The organism is Hymenobacter humi (genome assembly GCF_042665855.1).
Lineage (GTDB): Bacteria > Bacteroidota > Bacteroidia > Cytophagales > Hymenobacteraceae > Hymenobacter > Hymenobacter humi.
Genome location: NZ_JBHTEK010000003.1, coordinates 168,252 through 187,897 on the forward strand (window position 1 = coordinate 168,252; position 19,646 = coordinate 187,897).

General features: G+C 61.4%; 27 protein-coding genes and 1 pseudogene. 15 read left to right on the top strand and 13 right to left on the bottom strand.

Features of this window, described 5'->3' with window-relative positions; translation table 11 throughout:
- Nucleotides 1-4 precede the first annotated feature (4 nt).
- From ACFQT0_RS27555 to ACFQT0_RS27595, 9 genes and pseudogenes are all read left to right on the top strand, one after another.
- Nucleotides 5-1,261 (top strand): TolC family protein, encoded by a 1,257-nt coding sequence (locus tag ACFQT0_RS27555; protein ID WP_380206403.1) that lies wholly within the window; start codon nt 5-7, stop codon nt 1,259-1,261.
- A gap of 133 nt (nt 1,262-1,394) precedes the next feature.
- Nucleotides 1,395-1,727 (top strand): annotated as a pseudogene (locus tag ACFQT0_RS27560) (heavy metal-binding domain-containing protein); the annotation flags it as partial.
- A gap of 25 nt (nt 1,728-1,752) precedes the next feature.
- Complete coding sequence (locus tag ACFQT0_RS27565; protein WP_380206404.1) at nt 1,753-2,244, top strand: efflux RND transporter periplasmic adaptor subunit; 492 nt, start codon at nt 1,753-1,755, stop codon at nt 2,242-2,244.
- Nucleotides 2,195-2,641, top strand: coding sequence for an efflux RND transporter periplasmic adaptor subunit (locus ACFQT0_RS27570; RefSeq protein WP_380206405.1), 447 nt, complete (start codon nt 2,195-2,197; stop codon nt 2,639-2,641). The genes ACFQT0_RS27565 and ACFQT0_RS27570 overlap by 50 nt, the downstream gene beginning before the upstream one ends.
- A gap of 40 nt (nt 2,642-2,681) precedes the next feature.
- Nucleotides 2,682-2,963: a heavy metal-binding domain-containing protein gene (locus ACFQT0_RS27575; RefSeq protein WP_380206271.1), complete on the top strand. Its 282-nt coding sequence runs from the start codon at nt 2,682-2,684 to the stop codon at nt 2,961-2,963.
- A complete protein-coding gene (locus ACFQT0_RS27580; RefSeq protein WP_380206272.1) occupies nt 2,900-3,640 on the top strand; it encodes an efflux RND transporter periplasmic adaptor subunit in 741 nt (246 codons plus the stop codon). The genes ACFQT0_RS27575 and ACFQT0_RS27580 overlap by 64 nt, the downstream gene beginning before the upstream one ends.
- 149 nt (nt 3,641-3,789) lie before the next feature.
- Nucleotides 3,790-4,020, top strand: a complete 231-nt coding sequence (locus tag ACFQT0_RS27585; protein ID WP_380206273.1) for a hypothetical protein — start codon at nt 3,790-3,792, stop codon at nt 4,018-4,020.
- Nucleotides 4,021-4,095: 75 nt separating this feature from the next.
- Nucleotides 4,096-4,353, top strand: a complete 258-nt coding sequence (locus ACFQT0_RS27590; RefSeq protein ID WP_380206274.1) for a heavy metal-binding domain-containing protein — start codon at nt 4,096-4,098, stop codon at nt 4,351-4,353.
- A 56-nt stretch (nt 4,354-4,409) separates the two neighbouring features.
- Nucleotides 4,410-4,742, top strand: coding sequence for a four-helix bundle copper-binding protein (locus ACFQT0_RS27595; protein ID WP_380206275.1), 333 nt, complete (start codon nt 4,410-4,412; stop codon nt 4,740-4,742).
- A gap of 112 nt (nt 4,743-4,854) precedes the next feature.
- Here ACFQT0_RS27595 and ACFQT0_RS27600 read toward each other — a convergent pair whose 3' ends face one another.
- The 12 genes from ACFQT0_RS27600 to ACFQT0_RS27650 all read right to left on the bottom strand — a co-directional run bounded on the left by ACFQT0_RS27600 (nt 4,855) and on the right by ACFQT0_RS27650 (nt 14,117).
- Entirely contained in the window at nt 4,855-5,238 is a 384-nt protein-coding gene (locus ACFQT0_RS27600; RefSeq protein ID WP_380206429.1) for a cadmium resistance transporter, read from the bottom strand.
- Nucleotides 5,239-5,427, bottom strand: a complete 189-nt coding sequence (locus tag ACFQT0_RS27605; protein WP_380206276.1) for a hypothetical protein — start codon at nt 5,425-5,427, stop codon at nt 5,239-5,241.
- Nucleotides 5,428-5,500: 73 nt separating this feature from the next.
- Nucleotides 5,501-5,749 (bottom strand): GDCCVxC domain-containing (seleno)protein, encoded by a 249-nt coding sequence (locus tag ACFQT0_RS27610; protein ID WP_380206277.1) that lies wholly within the window; start codon nt 5,747-5,749, stop codon nt 5,501-5,503.
- A gap of 11 nt (nt 5,750-5,760) precedes the next feature.
- On the bottom strand, nt 5,761-6,390 hold the full coding sequence (gene merTP / locus ACFQT0_RS27615) for a mercuric transport protein MerTP (protein WP_380206278.1): 630 nt from the start codon (nt 6,388-6,390) through the stop codon (nt 5,761-5,763).
- Complete coding sequence (locus ACFQT0_RS27620) at nt 6,387-6,761, bottom strand: ArsR/SmtB family transcription factor (protein ID WP_380206407.1); 375 nt, start codon at nt 6,759-6,761, stop codon at nt 6,387-6,389. The genes merTP and ACFQT0_RS27620 overlap by 4 nt, the downstream gene beginning before the upstream one ends.
- Nucleotides 6,762-6,886: 125 nt before the next feature.
- Nucleotides 6,887-8,155, bottom strand: a complete 1,269-nt coding sequence (locus ACFQT0_RS27625) for a toprim domain-containing protein (protein ID WP_380206408.1) — start codon at nt 8,153-8,155, stop codon at nt 6,887-6,889.
- A gap of 269 nt (nt 8,156-8,424) precedes the next feature.
- Nucleotides 8,425-10,566, bottom strand: coding sequence for a DUF3945 domain-containing protein (locus ACFQT0_RS27630; protein ID WP_380206280.1), 2,142 nt, complete (start codon nt 10,564-10,566; stop codon nt 8,425-8,427).
- Nucleotides 10,567-10,736: 170 nt separating this feature from the next.
- Nucleotides 10,737-11,216 (bottom strand): hypothetical protein, encoded by a 480-nt coding sequence (locus ACFQT0_RS31790; protein WP_449272097.1) that lies wholly within the window; start codon nt 11,214-11,216, stop codon nt 10,737-10,739.
- Between the two features lie 552 nt (nt 11,217-11,768).
- Nucleotides 11,769-12,746: a YWFCY domain-containing protein gene (locus tag ACFQT0_RS31795; RefSeq protein ID WP_449272098.1), complete on the bottom strand. Its 978-nt coding sequence runs from the start codon at nt 12,744-12,746 to the stop codon at nt 11,769-11,771.
- 189 nt (nt 12,747-12,935) lie between these two features.
- Nucleotides 12,936-13,604 carry a relaxase/mobilization nuclease domain-containing protein gene (locus ACFQT0_RS27640; protein ID WP_380206410.1) on the bottom strand — a complete coding sequence of 223 codons (669 nt, stop codon included), beginning with the start codon at nt 13,602-13,604 and terminating at the stop codon, nt 12,936-12,938.
- Between the two features lie 193 nt (nt 13,605-13,797).
- Complete coding sequence (locus tag ACFQT0_RS27645) at nt 13,798-13,890, bottom strand: hypothetical protein (RefSeq protein WP_380206411.1); 93 nt, start codon at nt 13,888-13,890, stop codon at nt 13,798-13,800.
- Nucleotides 13,891-13,895: 5 nt separating this feature from the next.
- Nucleotides 13,896-14,117, bottom strand: coding sequence for a plasmid mobilization protein (locus ACFQT0_RS27650; protein ID WP_380206413.1), 222 nt, complete (start codon nt 14,115-14,117; stop codon nt 13,896-13,898).
- 707 nt (nt 14,118-14,824) lie between these two features.
- Here ACFQT0_RS27650 and ACFQT0_RS27655 point away from each other — a divergent pair.
- Complete coding sequence (locus ACFQT0_RS27655) at nt 14,825-15,622, top strand: ParA family protein (protein ID WP_380206284.1); 798 nt, start codon at nt 14,825-14,827, stop codon at nt 15,620-15,622.
- 571 nt (nt 15,623-16,193) lie between these two features.
- Here the strand turns inward: ACFQT0_RS27655 and ACFQT0_RS27660 are convergent.
- Nucleotides 16,194-16,316 (bottom strand): hypothetical protein, encoded by a 123-nt coding sequence (locus ACFQT0_RS27660; RefSeq protein ID WP_380206414.1) that lies wholly within the window; start codon nt 16,314-16,316, stop codon nt 16,194-16,196.
- A gap of 291 nt (nt 16,317-16,607) precedes the next feature.
- On the opposite strand from ACFQT0_RS27660, the gene ACFQT0_RS27665 reads away from it, so the two are divergent.
- The 5 genes from ACFQT0_RS27665 (at nt 16,608) to ACFQT0_RS27685 (ending at nt 19,627) form a co-directional block, all read left to right on the top strand.
- The gene (locus ACFQT0_RS27665) at nt 16,608-16,835 is read left to right on the top strand and encodes a hypothetical protein (protein ID WP_380206415.1); all 228 of its coding nucleotides are present in this window, start codon (nt 16,608-16,610) and stop codon (nt 16,833-16,835) included.
- A 75-nt stretch (nt 16,836-16,910) separates the two neighbouring features.
- The gene (locus ACFQT0_RS27670) at nt 16,911-17,843 is read left to right on the top strand and encodes a hypothetical protein (RefSeq protein WP_380206286.1); all 933 of its coding nucleotides are present in this window, start codon (nt 16,911-16,913) and stop codon (nt 17,841-17,843) included.
- Nucleotides 17,822-18,265, top strand: a complete 444-nt coding sequence (locus tag ACFQT0_RS27675; protein ID WP_380206417.1) for a sensor histidine kinase — start codon at nt 17,822-17,824, stop codon at nt 18,263-18,265. The genes ACFQT0_RS27670 and ACFQT0_RS27675 overlap by 22 nt, the downstream gene beginning before the upstream one ends.
- A gap of 110 nt (nt 18,266-18,375) precedes the next feature.
- Nucleotides 18,376-19,191: a LytTR family transcriptional regulator DNA-binding domain-containing protein gene (locus ACFQT0_RS27680; protein ID WP_380206419.1), complete on the top strand. Its 816-nt coding sequence runs from the start codon at nt 18,376-18,378 to the stop codon at nt 19,189-19,191.
- Nucleotides 19,192-19,240: 49 nt separating this feature from the next.
- A complete protein-coding gene (locus ACFQT0_RS27685; RefSeq protein WP_380206421.1) occupies nt 19,241-19,627 on the top strand; it encodes a hypothetical protein in 387 nt (128 codons plus the stop codon).
- Nucleotides 19,628-19,646 lie beyond the last annotated feature (19 nt).

The window sequence follows — 19,646 nt, forward strand, 5'->3', positions numbered from 1 at the left end:
AGTCATGAAGAAAGCATTCAACCTTTTCTGGCTCCTCGCCCTGCTCACGTGGCCGGGGCGGCCGTTGCGGGCGCAACAGGTACTGCCGCTGGACTCGGTGCTCAGGGCCGTGGAGCGCCGCAACCCGGCCCTGCGCCAGTACGGCTACCGCGCCCAGGCCAAGCAGGCCGCCGTGGCGGGCGCCAGCAGCTGGGAAGCCCCCAAGGTGAGCGCCGGCTACTGGATGACGCCCTACAACCAGCGACCCATCAAGGAGATGAACAACGGCCAGGGCGAGGGCATGCAGATGGTGTCCGTCGAGCAGATGATTCCCAACCCGGCCAAACAACGCGCCAAGCGGGAGTACCTGGCGGGTCAGTCGGCCGTGGACCAGGCCGACCAAACGACAATGTTCAACCAGCTGCGGGCCCAGGCCCGCAGCCTCTACTACGGCCGGGTGGTTCTGGAGAAGAAGCTGAAGGTGCTCGACGAGAGCGAGGAGCTGCTGGCCTTTCTGCTCAAGGTGGCAAAGGCCCGTTACCCCTACAACCAGAGCACGCTGGGCAGCATCTACCAGGCCCAGGCGCGGGTGGCCATGCACGGCAACGACCACACCCAGCTCTACGGACAGCTGCGGCAGAACACCATTGCCCTGAACACGCTCATGGCCCGCGACCCGGAAGGCGAGTTTGCCGTGGATACGCTGCTGCCCACTTCCTTTGCCGGACCCTACCCGGACACGGCCGCGCTGGCCCACCGGCGCAGCGACGTGCGCAGCCTCGACCGCTCGCTGGCCGTACTGCGCCTCAACCAGAACGTGGAAGCCAACCGCCGCCGGCCCGACTTCGGAGTGCGCTACGACCACATGAACGGCATTGGCGTTACGCCCAATCAGTTCACCGTGATGGGCATGGTTTCCATCCCCATAGCCCCGTGGGCGGCCCGCGAGTACAAGGCCAACACCGCTGCGCTCGGCTACGAGGCGCAGGCCGTGCAGCAGCAGCGGGCCAGTCTGCTCACCGAAGCCGCCGGCCGCATCACCACCCTGCAGTCGGACTTACGCACCAAGCGCCAGCAGGTGGAGAACTACGAAAAGGGCATCCTGCCCGCCCTGCGCAAGAACTACCAGGTCACCCTGCTGGCCTACCAGCAGAATACCGCCCAACTGCCGGCCGTGGTCGAAGCCCTCGAAACCTGGCTGCAAACCCGCCTGCAGTATCTCGACACGCAGCTTGAACTCATGAACTTACACGTGCGCTATGACCAGGAACTGGAGCAATAAGCTGCGGCAGGTGGCGCAAGGCCTTCTGCTACTCACCCTGCTGGCCAGCTGCAAGGACAAGTCCCACGGTCCCACCGCCGGGGCGCCCGGGCAACCCGTAGCCACGCCGGCCGCGCAGCTCTACACCTGCCCGATGCACCCGCAAATCGTGCGCGACGCGCCCGGCAAGTGCCCCATCTGCGGCATGGACCTGGTGCCTAAAGCCAGCGGAGCCCCGACTACGGCGTCTGGGGACATGGCGGGCTCAACCCTGAGCCATCTGGTTACCGCGCCCAACGCCTCCGTGGTGTCGGGTATCGCCACCGTGCACCCCACCTCAAGCGCGGAGGCCGACACGCTCACCCTGCCCGGCGTGGTCGACTACGACCCACGCCGGAGCCGGGCCGTGGCCGCCCGCGTGGGTGGGCGCATCGAGCGGCTGCTGGTGCGCTTCAACTACCAGCCCGTGCGCAAGGGCCAGACGCTGCTAGAGCTCTACAGCCCCGAGCCTGGTGACGGCCGAGCAGGAGTACATCTTCTTATTGGAGAACGATGCCGACAATGCGGTCCTGGTCAACGGAGCCCGGCAAAAGCTGCGCCTGCTGGGCTTGAGCGAAAGCCAGTTGCGCGCCCTGACCCGCACCCGACGCCCCGACTACCGGGTCGCCGTGTTCAGCCCCTACGATGGCTACGTGGTGGAAAACACGCTGGCCGCGGCGGCACCAGCACCGCCGTCCCCATCCGGCATGGCCGAAGCCAGTGCCCCGGCGGGTGGCATGGGCGGCGCATCGGCCATGAACTCAGGAGCTCAACCAGCCGCTGAAACGGCCCCAACTGCCGCCCCAGCCCCGGCGCTCACGCTACAGGAAGGCAGTTATGTGAGTGCCGGGCAGACCTTGTTTCAGGTGATGAATACCGCGCAGGTCTGGGGGCTGTTCCAGCCCGGGCCTGGTGATGCGGCGCCTGCGTCCCGGTCAGACGCTGCAGGTGCTCGTGGACGGTGACCCCACCCATCCCCTGACCGCCCGCGTGGAGCTGGTGGAGCCCACGTACCGGGCCGGGGCCAGCACGCCGGCCGTGCGCGTCTCCCTGCCTAACCCCAAGGGGCTGCTGCGGCGCGGCACCCGCCTCACCGCCCGACTGACGAGCGCGGCCGCCAGCGGCTGGTGGCTGCCTCGTGCGGCCGTGGTGGACCTCGGTACCCGGCAGGTAGCCTTTGTAAGGCGTGGTCCCACGTTTGTGCCGGTCACGGTGCAGGTAGGCCAGCGCACCGCCTCGCAGGTCCAAATCCGGCAGGGCCTGCGCGGCACCGAGGACGTGGCTGCCAACGGCCAGTACCTGGTGGACAGCGAAAGCTTTCTGCAAACCACCTCCATTCCACCTTCCCCATCCCATGACTAGCCCACGACCCTTTTCGCGTTTGGCCGGCCGTTGGCTGCTGGTGCTACTGGTGGCACTGAGCAGCGCGGCCTGTCAGAAAACCAAGCCCGCTAACCAAGGGGCGGTGGGGGAGAAAGTGTACTACACCTGCTCCATGCATCCTCAGATTCACGAGGACGCCCCCGGCACCTGTCCCATCTGCGGCATGAATTTGATAGCCGTGAAAACGGTGCCCGTGGTAAAAAGCCTGCCGCCAGCCCCGCCGTATACACCTGCCCGATGCACCCACAGGTACATCAATCCAAACCGGGCCTCTGCCCCATATGCGGCATGGACCTGGTGAAACAGGCCGGGCATCCGACTCCGGCGGGAAGTGAGGCGACCAGCGGCGCGGACCTGACGCTGACCGCGCAGCAGGTCACGCTGGGCAACATTCACACGCAGGTTATCGGAACCAGCCCGTCGGAACTGTCCGCACCTACCGTGCTCACCGGCACCATCACCGCCGATGCCCTCCAAACGGAAAGCGTGAGCAGCCGGGTAGCAGGGCGCATTGAGCATTTATATGTGCGCCAGACCGGGCAGCTGATAAACCGAGGCGCGCCCCTGTTTTCCGTGTACAGCGAGCAGCTGCAGTCCCTGCAACAGGAGTACCTGCTGGCCCTGGCCCAAAGCCGCGAGCAGGGCGGCGCCTACCGGCAATTTGCTGAGGCCACGAGCCAGAAGCTCCGCCTCCTTGGTCTGACTTCCGGACAGCTCCGGCAGTTGGCCGCCCGGGGCCGGCCCAACCCGGTGGTCACGTACTACAGCCCAACCACCGGCACCGTGCAGACGCTGGACGTGGTACAAGGCCAATACGTGACCGAAGGCAGCCCCCTGGTGACGCTCACCAACCTGGCCACCGTGTGGGTCGAAGCGCAACTCTATCCGCAGGACGTGGACAAGCTTCCGATTGGCAAAAACGTCACGGTGCAGGTGGCCGGGGGTCCGGCTCCCATCAAGGCAAAGTCATCTTTCTGAGCCCCGAACTTAGTGGCGGCAGTCAGATTACCCTGGCCCGCATCCAGCTCGCTAACCCCGGAGGCCGCCTGCTACCCGGGGCTCAGGCGAACGTGTTGCTTGATGCTCCAACGGCATCCCCTACCGCTCAAACCACGTTGCGCGTGCCCGTGGAGGCCCTTGTCCGCGACGGCGAGAACAGTTACCTCTGGACGCAAACCGGTGAGCGGCAGTACCGCCGGGTGCGGGTCAGCACGGGCGAAGGCTCTGCCAGCAGCGTGCCCGTTACGGCAGGTCTGCCGCCCGGGGCCAAGGTCGTCGTGTCCGGGGCCTATTTGCTACAAAGCGAATATTCCCTGCGCCAGGGCGCTACCGACAGCATGAACGGCATGGCCATGTAAGCTGCCGAAACGCCATTTTTAATCCGTTGTGGTGCTGCGGTTCAGCACTTTGTTCCATTACCCTCCCCAACATTCATGAAAAAGCTTCTTTTCCTCGGCCTGGTGCTCACCAGCCTGTCCACCACCCTCTCGTCCTGCTCCGATAACAAGGGCACGGCGGAAACCAGCACGGCGGCCGGTACCAGTGCCACAACGGATAGCACTGCCACCCCCGGCGGCAACCCCGGCCCGGGCATCGCGACCGAAACCTATACCTGCACCATGCACCCCGAAGTCATTGCCAACGAGCCCGGCAAGTGTCCCAAGTGCGGCATGGACCTAGTCAAGAAATAACGCCCCGGACCAAGCACTTTTCAATTCCTCCTTTCATTAACTTAATCTTTTAACCCATGAACAACCAGCATCAGAGTCTGCTCGACGCCCTTAATGCCTGCATCGCCGCCTGCGAGTGGTGCGCCACCGCCTGCCTGCAGGAGCAGGACGTGAAAATGATGGTATCCTGCATCAGCCTCGACCGCGACTGTGCCGACATCTGCGCCCTCACCGCCCGCTTGGTAGCCCGGGGCTCCGTCCACGGCCAGCACCTGTTGCGGGAGTGCGCCGAAGTTTGCAAAGCCTGTGGGGATGCGTGCGCCAAGCACGGCCACATGCAGCATTGTCAGGAGTGCGCTGACGCCTGCCGCCGCTGCGAGGAGGCCTGCCGCGCCGCCCTGGCTGCATAATCCCCTGGAATTCGTAACACTAAAAGAGCCAACCTGCCCCGGGTTGGCTCTTTTCCGTTTGCTTTGGTTTGGAAAGTATATAATAAGGCAGTGAGCTTCTGGTTTCGGGCAGTTAGGGCAGCACCAGCTTGTAGGCTTTGGTCTCAAAAAGTATCCAGCAGCCCAGGGCCATGAGAAAGTAGGGTAGGATGAGGTGGCCGTAACGAGTCAGCACCCGCGAAAGCCCCGGGTGCTGCACCAGGTAATAGCTCACCAGGCACCACACGCCCACCATCGCGGCGAACACCCCGCAGTACAAGCCAACGACCATCGCCGGCAGCGTTGCAAACAAGGGGACGTACACGCTGACATTATCGGCCCCGTTGGCAATCGTTATCGCCGCCACCTGCAGCACGGTGGAGCCGGCGCTCACCGGCTGCGGAGACGCCTCCGCGGCCGAAGGGTCCCTTAGACGCCAGGCCCCGCGCAAACCGATAAAAATGGGTACCAGCCCCAGTCAACCCACCCACTGCGGCTGGGCGAGTTTACCGAGCACCAGACCAAACAGGCTGACCCCCACCAGAAAAGCCACACCCAGACACTGGCCGACAACGACCGACCGAACTGGATAGCGTGGGTTGCTGAACAACAAACTCAGCAAAAGCAAGTCATCGACGTTGGTGACGGCAAACGTCAGCAGAGCCAAGCCTAAGTGGCCCACAAGTCCATTCATGTGTTTTAATTAACCGGCAAAGGGCGTAACGAACCGGCGCGGGGAATTAGCAGCAGCCGCAGGCGCCTTTGCCCTGCTCCTGAATGGGCGGGCAGGGCACCGTGCCGTACGAGCAGAATACGCAGCAGTCGCCGGCCAAGGGCTTGAGCAGGGTGTGGCAGCGGGTGCACTCGTAAAACCACTGGCAGGCATCGGTGGGCATCTGCTCGGCCTGCGCGTTGTGACAGGCGGGGCAGGTGAGCACCGAAGTCAGCGTGACGGATGGCGTAGGAGTAGTGGGCGTCAAGGGAATCATAGCCGGGACGATTAGCGGGAAGGGGTGGGATTCAGCACCGGGTAGCCGGTGCCATTAATGGCTTTCTCGACCTGGGCAGCAGGCGTCACAGCCGGGTCAAAGCGTACCTGGGCGGTGCCCTGGTCGTAGGACACCTGCACGCTCTGCACGCCCGGCAGCTGCTGTACATCATGCTCCACGTGGCGGGCGCAGGCCTCGCACGTCATGCCCCCGATGCGATAGGAGCTAGTTTGCCACACCGGGACGGTGCTGGTGGCCGCCACCAGTTTGGGCGCCGCTGCTGGGTAGAACCGGGAACTGTAATAGGGGAAAGCGAGCAGCAGCGCGGCCAGCACCGTCACGCTGGCCAGAAAGCCGCGCGACTGCATCAGGGAGGGCTTAGCCGGCACGGGGCAGCCACAGTCATCAGCGGCCACGGGTACGGGCCGCAGTTTGTGGTACCAGGCAAAGCCGAGCACGCCCACCGTCAGCGCTATCAGGTAGGGACGCAGCGGCTCCAGCCACGAGAAGGTGGAGGCCACGCCGCCCAGCCCGCCAACAATGGCCAGCAGCGGGGTGAGGCAGCACAGCGAGGCCGCAAGGGCCGCCAGCAGGCCAGTGCCGGCCAGGGACTTGGAGGGAGTGGAAGCGGGCTGGTTCATACGGCGGCGGTAGTGAGAGCAGTGGAAGCAGAAGCCAGCAGCGGCTGCACAAGGGGCCGCAAAGCGGGCGTTAGAGTATAGAACACGGTCTGCCCGACTTTGCGCGCCTGCACCACACCGCCGTCCTTAAGCTTGCGCAGGTGCTGGGAAATGGCCGAGACGTTCATCTGCAGCACGTCGGCCAGGTCGCACACGCAGAGCTGCTGCTGGTCAAGCAGCAAAAACAGCATCTTCAGGCGCACTTCGTTGCCCGCCAGCGCCAGCACGGCTGCTACGGCTTCGATGCCCGGCGCGGCCGAGGCCAAACGCTGCTTGCTGTGTTTAATATGCGCCGCGTCGGCAAACACCCGGATGCAAGAGGAAGCAGTCATAATTATCGTTTCGCCAAAGATACTACTTTCGTATTTAAGCAAACACTAAAATTAAAACAGCATACGGAGACTGCCTCTTCAGCATCCTGGCCAGCATAGCTGCTACAGTGTTACCTCCTGAAGTATTACCGCGGCAATCGTTGGTTTCGTGGTTCAGTACTCCTGAGAGGCGGCATTTTTCCATCCCCCTCGAAGCGGGGGTTGTCCCAATGCAGTTGCCCAAAGCCATACTGGTGCTCATCCACTGCCCCCAGTTCCCGCTGCATTACCTGCTGCAGCTGGTCTTTCTTGACATCTTGATTCCAATCCTTGCCTTGACTTTTGACTATCTCAATTTTGTGCGTGAAGGCCAGACACCGGCTTGCCGCCTGATTAAAGGCGCCCAAAGCGTCACGGTTCATAGGCACGTGAAACTGGAAGGTGTTCTGCGCCGACTTAACGGAATGAATCAGTTCGTCCCGCAGCGTTGGACTTATCGTCCGGGCCTCCTTGGCCCCGCTCTCCTGGTAGTAGTGCACCGTCGCTGCCGCGTTGTAGATTTTGAGTTTGTCGCTTAAAGCCTGAGCGCTGGCTACGTTGCTGGTGGTTACTTCCACTGTGAGCAGCTGCTCGTGCTCCCGCACAACTTTCATGGGGTTCTCCGCCCCGGCAAAACCGGCCAGCAGCCGCGTGTCGAAATGATGCCCCTGGGTGTCGTTGTCAAAAGCCGCCCGAATGGTGGGAATACTGGCTTCGGTGAGCAGGCGCTTCAACTCGAAAATCTTATTCTGGGTGAGCGTGCCCGCCGTAGATGCATATAGGGCCTTGTCATTGGGATGCAGCTGCGCATAGGAAAGCGCATCGAGCGCCGACTCGCTGACCAGCAGGTGCGTTGCCGGGCCGTCCTCCGGGAGCTTGCTGAGCCAGAGCGAGCGGGAAAACTGACTTTCGGGCGCCTGGCCCTTGAACCCCTCCCCTTTGAGCTCCAGGCCCACCACGCGCCCTTCGTGATAAGCCGGAAACGCCGTGTTGACAAAGGTTTTGGCGGGCAGGCCCGGGCGCTGGACGGTATGGAACTGGTTGAGGATACGGCCGGCGAATTGCGGCCGGGCCAACGTGCTTTTGGTAATACCCCGGCTTTCCAGATAAGCCGTGTTTTCCAGGGGCCGGCAGTTTTTGGTGTAGATGCTGTGGAACTTCTCACCCGGCGCGGTTTCCGCAATGGGTGGCAGGTCCAGCCGGGGCCGCTCAGCTTCGGGCAGGTTGAGGTAGGTGCGAAAGTGGTCGTTTACCGCCTGCCACACGGTGCGGTCCGGCGGCTGGGCGATGCCACTGATGCGTCCTGAGTTCAAGCGGCACTTCATCCAGTCGATGACGCTGCCCTTGTCTCGGTCGTCCTGGCTGTTGAAATACATCCAGTCGCCGCCCCGGCCCTTGAAGACGACGAGGGTGTCATCGCCCTCAAAGACGTGCCATTTGCCTTTGCCTAAGTTCTCCCCTTTTTGAGGGTATAGCCATAATAATGCAGCAGCTCAGGCAATTCAACCTGCTCCTTGATATTCTGAAAGGTCAGCTCGTGTTCCATATCAGTCGCTTGGGAAGGGGGCATAGCAAAGCCAAGGCCCGGCGCTGAGCGTCCGGGCCGGGCCTGCAGAAAAGAAGATGTTTAGGGGTGATGTGGTCCTTAGAGCCGGGGCCCACGGGTTTTGACCTGGGGAGCTTCCACGGCCGGCGCAGCCGTCGTGACTGCCCGGGTAGCCTTTGCTGCCTGCTTCTGGTGCGGGGCCTGCCGCTGCTGGAGTTCGTGGGCGGCGGGCTTTACTTCCAGGCAGGCCTTGGCGGCATTCACCTGCACGGTGCCGTCGAACTTCGGGCCGCCGGTGCCGCTGGCCATGTTGGCTAGCGCCACCACCTTGCCCTCGCGCAGGTCCTTGCTTTGCTCCGGACTGAGTGGAACGCCGGCCACGGTGTCATGCAGGGTGACTTTGTTTTCCGGCAGCACCACGACTTTGTTCATGGTCTGGTCCACGGCTACGTAGCCGTTATATTCCCGGCCCTGCTCATCACGAAGTCCCCGAACGAGGCCCGCGTTGCCCTCTTTTTCCAGCTTCTCGCGCTGCTCGGGGGTGAATACCTGCCCGCCAATCTCGTTGGGAATGACCAGCTTCTGCTGGGGCAGTTCCAGCTTTAGCGTAGCTGAGCCGTCGGCTTCGCGGTGCAGCACCATCTTGCCCTCGAAGCGCACGGGCTCCCTACCCTCGCGCCCCGCCACTGCCATCGGCAGCAGGTCGGTTTTCTCACCACGCAGCAGCTTGCTTAATTGGCCGCTGGCGGCCAGTTCCTCGAACTTTAGCCCGAGGGAACTGAGAACCTTAAGCGGCGTTTCCCGGGCCTCAAACAACAGGGAAGGATTTGCTCTAGGTGCAACCCTTGCTTGCGCACCCAATCCATCCAGCGCGGGTGTAGCCTCGCTCGGCTCGGGCGCTGGCGCACCACCGGGCTGCTCCAAGGCAGGGAGTGCCCCCGGCCCCGCCTGCCGGGTTAAACGGGCCTGCAGCTCCTGGCGGGTTTTCTCATAGTCGACTTCCAGGCTCTGCCGCGTCTTCGGGCCGCCGTTCAGATGGGCATAGAAGTTTTTCAGGAACGCCGATGCAGGATTACCGCTGGTGTCGATGTCGAACAGGCTTTTGGCTTCCCGGATTACCTGCTCCGTGGTCTTGCCCTGCTGCTGAGCGACCAGCGCCACGCGCTGGCCGGCGGCGTGCTGCTGCACCTGCTCGGGCGCGGTGAGCGCGTGCTTGGGCACAGCCGACAGCTGGGCGCTCAGGGCGTCCCACTGCTTCACGCCGAAGGCGTCCTTCACCTGGCGGCTGCGCGCGGGCTCGTACCCCTCGTCATAGCCGGCTTCCTGCCGGCGATTAGATGCCTGTTCGGGCTTCTCCACCACGACTATGCCGTTGCCCACTTGCTTAAAGCCCTGCAGCGTGGCTTCCAGCTGGCCCAGCTTGTTGGAAGCGGGGTCGTAGCTGACAGCAAACCGGCCCCTGAGCTTGCCGCCCGGGTCACGTTCCATTGTCAGGGCACCCACGGCCACCCCCGCCTCCCTAAGCTGGTCGAGGTAGGCCCGCATTTCCAACAGCGGGGCCACCTCGTCGCCTTTCTGCCGCCACTGAATCTGCAGCTCCCCTATGTGCGCTGGTGCAGCAATAACTGCGGGCGGCAGCTCAGCTTCTGGCTGGGGCCCTTGCCCCTCCCCTACCGGCGCCGTTGGTTCCGGCTTGACCGGCTGCGGCGTTTCTTCCACTTTGGTGGGGCTCCCCGGTTCGGGTACTTCACTCGTGTGGCTTTCTTGTGCAGGTGCGGTAGTTTGCTCGGAGCGAGCAGCTATCGGCTCAGTAATCTGCTGCCTCGAGTCAACCTCCGGCACGGGGGCCGGGGCTGGCTCCCCAAATACGGACCTAAGCGGCTCCTGAGCGTTGGGGCTAAAGCCGACGCGCCCCTGCTGCACCACCTTCCAGTTGTCACCAATCTTCTCCAGCAGCGTGGGTCGTTCCAGTCGCACGTACTGGTCAGCCTGCCCGGGAATTTTGCCCAACTGGTACACGCTGCCCAGCGTGTCGTTGTAGGAGCTCATCAGGGGCCCATCGGCGCCGGGAGCCGGCAGTAGCGCCGCTTGCTTGGGATTTGCCGGGTTCAGCTGGAACTGAAAAAGGCTGTGGTGCGCCTGCTGGGGCTGGAGCCAATCGCCGGCAATGTTGCCGTTGGCGGTGGGCAGCTGGCTCAGGTACAGCGGCGCCGGGGTCGGGTTTTCATCTAGCTCTGCCATGGAAAGGAGGGGTTAGGGGTGAGGCCGAAGCGGAATTCGACGCTGCAAACCTATCCGGGTCCCCAACCCGATTGGCAGAAAGTTGACGAACGGTTGAAATCGAGTGGTGAGAAACGCGCAGGCCACACGAACGGGCTGTCCATTGAGCCTAGGTACGCACCCTATCCCTCTTATTTCTCCACCTTTTCCTTGATGAGGTGCCGCAGGTTGGGGTCCTGCCTGATGCGGAGGAGCTCACGCTCGCACAACTCTTTCACGTCCGTCTTGATGCGGTTGAAGTTGGCCTTAATCATTTCCTCGGCCTCGTCCTCTCCGGTGGCCGGGTTGATGAAGCTGGTAATGTCCGGGATGGGCAAATAGGCCTGGGCCTCCGCGGCGACCGTTTTCACGTCCACCTGAATGCGGGCGTGAAACACCTTCTGGCCGATTTCCTCCCCGAAGTTGTCGGCCACGGCCCCCACGAAGTTGCCCTGGGTGAGGTTGGCAATGGTGCTCGCAGGAATCATGCTGTCCATCTGGGTGGAGAGGCTGGTGCTGGTTTCGCGCATGTTGATGCTCAGACTCTGGCGCTGCTGCAGGATTTTGCCAAACCGCTCACTCAGCCACTTGCCGCTGTTGCCCGCTACCTGGCCGCTGAACACGTTGCCCACGGTATTCTTGATAACCTCGGCTTCCTTCTGGCCATAGTCGCGCTCGAGCCTGCGAGAAGTCCTGGAAGCCCAGGCAAGTGCTCACCTTGTTGCTGCGAGCCGTGGCAATGAGGTTGTCCAGCCCCTTGAAATAGATGGTGGGCAGCTCGTCAATGATTATGGACGATTTACGCTTGCCCTTCTGATTCACCAGCTTCACCAGCCGGGCGTTGTAGAGGCCCAGCGCGGCCCCGTAGATAGCCTGGCGCTCGGGGTTGTTGCCCACGCACAACACCTTGGGCTCCTCGTTGCTGTTGATGTCGAGCGTGAAGTCGTTGCCCGACATCACCCAGTAGAGTTGCGGCGACGCCAGGCGGCCCAGCGGGATGCGGGCACTGGCTATCTGCCCTTCCAGCTGCTCAATGGCGTCTTTCTGGAAGGCCGACACGAAGGGCTTGACCAAGTTTTCGATTTCGGGGTACGAGGCGAGCACTGGAAAAATCTCCTCGTAGTCGCGGCTCAGAAACTCGATGACGTGGGGAAAGGTGCAGTACTTGCCCTTCTCAAACAGCTTTAGAAACCAGATGATGGCGGCCACGAAGTTGATGGGCGACTCCACGAAAAAGTCCCCCTGCTTCTGAATCCAGCTCTTGTTGAGGTTGAGCATGATGGTTGAGGCGCTTTCGTAGGCGTCCACGATGTCGGACATGAGCTCGGGTAGCAGGGGGTTGCAGCGGTGGCTTTTGCGGGGTTGTCGAAGTTGATGACGTAAAAGCCCACCGGCCGGTCAAACTTGTCCTGGTGGCGCAGCAGCGTGTTGTAGCAGATGCGGCTGAGGTCGTCAAACTTGTAGTCGTAGATGTACATGCAGAACCCCTTGGCCAGGTGCTGGCGGATAAACTCGTTGATGATGGCAAAGCTCTTGCCCGAGCCCGGCGTGCCCAGCACCATGGTGGCCCGAAACGGGTTGACCACGTTCAGCCAGCCGTGGTGCTGCTTGCCCCGCAGCAGGTAGCTGGTGCGCAGGTTCACCGAGAACTCGTTTTCCATCAGCCGCTCCTCCTGCGGAAAGCTCTCGTTGTCTTTGTTGAAGATGTCCTTCATCAAATCGTTATTGAAGAGCCGGCTCAGCCAGGCGCCGGCACTGAGCAGCAGCAGAAAGCCCGCGGACAGAAGCCCCGCGTATAAGGCCGTGGCCAGCCCGGCGGGCATAGAAAGGCTGCGCAGCAGGTCGGCCCCGTACAGCAAGGCGAGGCCAATGACGGCGTAGCCGGCCACGGAAATCCCCTTTACCTTTTCATCCTTGCGGCCCCGGGTGCCCAGGCAGCTCAGCAGCAGGAACACCACGGCCAGGGTCTTACTCACCCAACTGGCCTTAAACAAAAAGGTGTTACGGGTGAAGCTATCCAAGAGCCGTTCCACCACGGCCGGTGCCCACCCCATGACCCTGAAGTAGCCAAAGCAGTAGTAGTAGATGTTCAGGCCCAGCAGCACGATGGCAAACAGGCGCATAAACTCCATGATTTTCCGTAATCCCTTTTCGTCTTCCATCAGTCAGCACTGGTGAGGTTCCGTTTTAATCCGGCAACCTACCCAGGCGCTAAGGCCTTTCTGGGCACTTCTTGACGAGCAGCAGAAAGTCAGGGGTGAGGCGCACCTGCAACACACGAATGGCACCGCTCATAAAAGGTTATACCGTCGGCGGTGCCGTTGATAAAGGGAGTTGAGTGATTCAGGAAACTACTTGCCTGGTTTCAATTTTACGTTTCGCTTCGGTGGCTCCTGGTTTGCTGGTACCGGCAGCTTGGAGATTAAGCCGGTTACGGGTTTGAGCGGGCTTTGCTGCTTTGCCTGCTCTGTCCTTGCTCTAGCAAACTCCTCGCGCAGTTGCCCCGCCTTGTAGCCCGCTTCTTGTCCCTTCACTCTTATTCCGCTCCATTCGAAGCTCACCCCCGCAAGGTGCCACCTCGGTCGTGGGTGTAGCGCACGCTTATCTGCTGGTTCAGCAGCTGGGCCGCCAGCCACTCCTCCCCTCCTATCGGGCAGGCTAAACAAGTGCTTTAAGGCTTGGCCTACCTGCTCGCGGGCGGCTTCCTTTTTCGGGTCGAGGTCCTTGATGCTGCGGCGGCGCTCGGGCAAGGGCTGCATGCCCAGCTCCTGGCTTATCTGACGGGTGATGGCCGGCTGCCGGTAGAAGTTATTGTCCGTCCGCAGAGCGGGGCCGCCGTCAATCGGCACCCGATTAAGGTAGATGTGCACGTGGGCGTGCTTCTTGTCGCGGTGCTCGTACACGACTACCTGGTGGCGGTCGATGGGCGCCCCAATCAACTCACAATACCGGCGGGCCGCCGCCACTTTTTGCTGCAGGCTAACGGCCTCCCCTCGGTCCAGGAAAGAATGGTATGCCACACCGGTTTTCGTATTTTTTTACTCTGACTGGCGATGCTTTTCATCTCCTGCGCCATCTCCTTTGGGCTGCCCGGAATGACATTGGAAACGACCAGAAGTGGCGCTTCGCCGGGCTCTTTTCCCTTGCCCTTTCGCTGACCGGCCCCGTACGTAAGGGCCCCTTCAAAGTCACTCCCCGTGGTGGTTTTCGCTATCATACCAGATACCCCCTGATAATAGTTAAGGCCTGCACCAGCTGCTCTTCATGGCTACTGAATGCCTTACCGGCCTGAGCCAGCCGCGCCATCTGATTTAAATTTGTGCCAATACCAACGAGCTGCTTTCGTAGTTCAGCGGGTAACACTTCCTTACTTCGGTCCCCAATCCGACCACTCGGAGATAATCGGAAACCTTCTTGAAGCCGGCCGCTTTGGCCTTGGCGGCAATGGCTTTCTTCTCGTCGGCGGTCACGCGAAAGTGAATCTGAGCGTCGCGGTTGGGCTCAATTGGGTGCGGGCTGGTTTCTTCGTGCATGCGTCCGTTGAATGGCTTTACAGGAGCTTCCTACGGCTAAAAGCACTAATAGGGCTATTCCACACCACCTGCTTTATCCTCGCACCAGTAACCAGAACCCCGCACAGAGGACCAGCAAGCCATGTCTTTGTGTACACAAAGACATGGCTTGCTGAGCGGTGAACCAACACCTGAACGAGGACAATGAACGGGGCTAGGGCTAGATTTCGATGGCAATATCAATTGCAACCACACAACATTGCAACATTGCAACTATGCCACTAAAATTCGCTTGTATTAAATGCATTCATCGTCTTATGATGAAACGTTGAGCAACATTCGTGTTGCCACAACGCAACACTACAACTTTGCCACAATGTCACTCCTACTACATTTTTAGCCTTCTCAAAACACTACGCCAATTTTGCAACAAAGCCACTTCACAACTTTGCACCTATGCAACACGGTTCATAACACCTGCAATAATTTATCGCAACAGAGTTGCTTTGCAACAATGCCACGATGTACCTTCGCCACATTGTGACAAACAACTAGAGCAACTTTGTTTATTTGCAACTTTGCAACAATGTTCATTTGCACATCCTTACTTTGCAACAACCTAACGTTGTGGCATTGCAACAATTATCTTTTGCAACTTTGCAACAAGAGCTAGTTGCAACAAAGCAACTCTGCCCCACACAGCCCTTTTACCACTCCTGAATTGCCTTATGACACAACCTCACGTTATCGCGTTTGCTACCCAGAAGGGAGGGGCGGGAAAGTCCACGATTGGCACCCACATGGCATCCGCCCTGTGCTACTACTATGGCTACAAGGTCGCCATGGTAGACTGTGACTACCCGCAGAACTCCCTGCATGCCTACCGGCTGGAAGAGCAGCACCGCCTGCAGTCCGAGTCGGCTTTTCAGGCCCGGCTAATCAAGCAGGGGGTGCCGCCTTACCCGGTTATCATCTCCAGCGTCGAAAAGGCGGTGGCCTCCATTGAAGGGCTGTTGGAGCAGGACTACGACTTCATTTTGGTGGATACCCCCGGCACCGTGAACGTGATGGGCTTGCCGGAGCTGCTGCGACTGGTCGATTACATCTTTCTGCCCATCGAGCCGGACAAGGGCTCCATTGCTTCCACCATGTCCTACATGGCCATTCTGGGTCAGTTCGTGCAGTCACGCGATGCAGACTCCAACCTGCAGGGCTATTACGCCTTCTGGAACAAGTTTGTAAAAGCCGAGAAGAAAGCCATTTACGAGAAGACCGAGGCCCTTTTCAAGGAGAAGGAAATGCCGCTGCTCACGAGCCGGGTGGAGCTGCTGATGACCTACAAGGAAAACCGCTCGACCATGTTCCCCTTGCCCGAGCGCGACCTCAATCGCCTGGGCCTGGGCCAGCTCATCATGGAAATCCTCACCCTGGTAGTAGGGGAGGGGCAAGTTACACCCTCGGGGAAAGCCATTGCCTACACCCCGCCGCCGGTAGAGCCCACGCCCGCGGCCGTGGAGGCCGAGTAAGCGCTTCCGGTTTTCCCGCATTTCATTCCCACGCCTTAACGCTTGTCCATCATGGCAAAAGCCACCACCAAAAAGCCCAAGCTTACCCCGGAAGAACAGATGGCCGAACTAGCCCGCCTGACGGGCTCCGTCGCTTCCATCAGCCACATGGGGCCCAGCCAGCCCTTCGCAATTCCAGCTCCCGAACCGGCTGCAGTCCCGGCCCCAGCTACCGCAGCAGCAACTACCCAAGCAGCACCGCCCGTAGCCCCCGCACCGGTTGAGCCAATAGCTGCCGTACCTACCGCTGTACCCGTAGTGGAGGCACCAACGCCAGTGATGACGCCCACAGCACCGGAGCCTAAGGCAGAACCAAAGGGTGAAAAAGAGCCCAAGGAGCGGGTAGCCCCGACCCAAGTGGCACAACCGGTTACAGTGGCAGGAGAGGAGCCAGAAAACGCCCTGGATGAAGACCAGGGGTGGAACCCACGCCGGCATCGGCTACGGGCAACACCCTGCAGTTCTCATTTGAGGGCCTTTATGCTCCCTCGGAGGAAAAGAAAACCTTCCAGGTGCGCATTACGGCGACGCATCAGCAGCTTTTCCAGCAAATGGGGTTGCTGCTGGGCGGGGCGCCTCCTCGGCGGACGTCATCCACAACATCCTGAATCAGTTCGTGGAGCAGCACGAGCAGCAAATCCAGAAAGCGCTGCAACGGCAGCTGCGGCAGATGATGAGCCCCAAAAAGTAGCGTTGCCGCTACTCGAATCTATCCTAAGGCCCGCTGCCTCGGCGCGGGCCTTTCTATTCCCGTCTTCCCCGTCTTGGTATCCTTGCTCCGCTGAACGAGTAGGGGAGGGGAGGAGCTTTATCGCTACCCGATATGCTTCTAAATTGTAACAAGTTGGCTGTTGCCTTAGCCATGGTATTGGCCGGTGCCGTGGCGAAGGCGGAAACGCCACTCCTACCAAACCCATCGGCCCGTAGCCTAGCGACCAGCGATTCCTTGCGGGGTCTGCTGCAGCAGCGGGACTTATCCGACTCAACACGTTTTCGGCTCCTGGGAGCCCTGCGCGACGAGCTGTTTACGCAGGCGGACCCGGATGCCCGGCCAGTCGGCGAGCAGGCCGTCGCACTGGCCACCCGCCGACGCGACTGGCAGGGCGCAGCCGAGGCGCTTTTCCAGGCTGGTGGTGTTCTGCGAGCGGAGCAGCGACTACGTGGGCGCCACTAAATACAGCCAGCAGGGGTGGAGTTGGCCCGGGCCCATGCACTGCCGCAGCTGTGGCGCTTTACGCAGTGCCTGGGGATGCTGGCCGTGGACACCAAGGACGCGGCCCAGGGGCTGCGGTGGATGCGGCTGGCCTACCGGCAGCAGGCCGGGGCCGCCCGGGTAACCCCCAAGGAGCGGGGCGGCCTGCTGCTAAATCTGGCCACCAGCTTCATGGTTTTGGAGCAGTACGACTCAGTACTGCACTACGCGAAACGGGCATTGCCCCCAATGCAGCAAGCCGGTGACGCCCGGGGGCAGGGGATGGTGTACCAGTTCCAAGGGGAGGTGTACGCCCTGCTGCGCCCGCATACCCCGGCCCGGCTGGATTCTGCGGTGACCAACATACGGCGGGCCTTGAAGCTCTTGCAACAGCACCACTTCCCTTCCCACGCGACGGCCTGTGCCCTGGCATTAGCCCGCACCTACCGACAGATTGGCCGCCCGGCAGCGTCGCAGCAGGCGGCGGAATTGGCCTTGCGTATGGCTCGGGAGACGCCGATGCCCGAGTACGAGGCCGAGGCCCTAGCGGCTCTGGCCTGGGCGCAGGCCGACCTGGGCCACGTAGCGCGCTCTATAGAGCTGGATAAACAGGCCCAAGGCTTGCAGGATTCGCTCTTCAGCCGCGACAAAGCCCAGGCGTTGGCCCAGCTGCAGGTGGGCTACAATGTACAGCTGCTCACGCAGCAGAAACGCGCGGCCGAGTACGAGCAGCGCACCCAGCGGGCCCGGCTGCAATCTCTTCTGTTGCTGCTGGGCGGGTTGACGGCCACCCTGGGCGTGGGCGCGTGGCTGCATTGGCGACTGCGGCGGCAGAAAGCCTTGCTGGCCGTGGCCAACGAGGTTAATCGCCAATCGGCGGCCGAGAAAGAGGTGCTCCTGCAGGAAATACACCACCGGGTAAAAACAACCTGCAGCTGGTCAGCAGCCTGCTGGCCTGGCAGAGCAGCGTGCTGCCCGAGCCGGCGCTGACGGCCGCGCTGGCCGCCAGTCAGGCCCGCATTCAAAGCATGGCCCTGGTGCACGAATTCCTGTACCGGGCCGACGACCTGGCGCAGGTTCGCCTGGACGCCTATCTGGCCGAACTGCTTGATTTTCTTCATCTTTCACACAACTCGGACGAGCGCCCCGTGCAGCTCAGCACTGACCTCCACCCGCTGGTTTTGGAGGCTCGCGAGGCGACGTCCTTCGGTCTGTTGGTAAACGAATTAGTCAGCAATGCGCACAAGCACGCTTTTCGGGGCCCCGGGCCGGGCCACCTGCACGTTTCCCTTTCTCCTCGTCCCACGGGCTTTCAGCTGTGCGTCATCGACAACGGCGTCGGCTTGCCCAGTGGGGGAGGAGGAGGCCGCGTCCCGCTCGCTCGGGTTGCAGCTCGTGCACCGGCTCGCTAAGCAGTTAAAAGCAACTGTGACGGCCTCTCCATCCGAACCCACCGGCACCCGCATGGAGGTCACCCGCAACTAAGCCGGGGCCTGGCGGTGCCATATTGCTACTCTACCCTATGGCAACCATTCTCATTGTTGAAGACGAATTACTGATTGCGGATGAAATCCAGCGGGCCCTGGTCCGCCTGGGTCATAACCCGCTCGAACCCGTCGACAGCAGTGACGAAGCCCTGCAGGTGCTGGCGCAGCAACCCGTGGAGCTGGTGCTCATGGACATTAACATCGCCGGCGACTGCGACGGCATTGCCGCGGCCCTGCTCGTGCGTCGGCAGTTTGCCGTGCCCGTGGTGTTTCTCACCGCCCGCTCCGACTCAGCCACGCTCAACCGCGCCAAGCTGGCCCAGCCCTACGGCTACCTGGTTAAGCCCTTCACGGATGATTCGCTACGGGCTCAGATTGAGCTGGCCCTCTACAATGCTTACCAGGCCGGGCCTATTGGCCCCGTGACGGACCTGGCCGGAGCCGCCGGGGACGAGGTTCTTGGCGCCGCCGAGCGCTGTCCCAAGTTCAAGGAATACCTGTTCGTGCGCAAAGGCTCGGGCCACGTCAAGGTGCTGCTGCGCGACATCCTCTACTTTGAGGCCCTGCAGAACTACGTGCGCCTGCACACGGTCAAGGAGAACTTCGTATTTGACTCCACGCTCAGGGAGCTGGAGCAGAAGCTGCCCGACCAATTCTTTAAAACCCACCGCTCCTACATCGTCAACCTCGACCACGTGCAGGCCTACGAGGAAAGCAGCGTGCTGCTGGGCAAGGACTACATTGCTGTCAGCCGTTCCTGCAAAGACGAGCCAAGAGCCGCATTCACTTGGTGGGTTAGGGTCAAAACCAACCGCTTCCGGACATTTCAAAGCCTCCCTCAACTCACCTAAAAAGGGCTTAAAAGTGTCATTAACAGCCTTTTTATGCGTATCTTGTAGGATGGAACAACCCTTCGAAAAGCCGCCTTTCTGGAAATCAGACCGCGCTCCTTTTGCGAGCTACCGCGAACTGGATACCTTCCTGCGCATGTCCAGCTTCGCGTGGCACGCTGAGCTGGCCTGCCGCAAATGGCTGGAGCGGGGAGCCACTTTCCCGGGCGGGCTCAACACCCCGAAAACCACTGACTGGATGGCCGTGCTCAGCTACCTTAACCCGCACCTAGATGCCACCCAGCAGTTTGGCATCTCCCCAGCCGACGCGCCGGACGTATCCATCCTACGAGCCTACCAGCTGCTACTCTCCGGCCTGCCGGTTGAGCAGATTGCCGAGCGCCTGGAAGAACATCCGCTACCGGACAATCTCACCGATTTTCTGGTCCGGGGCTAGGCCGCCTTTTTTCGCTTTA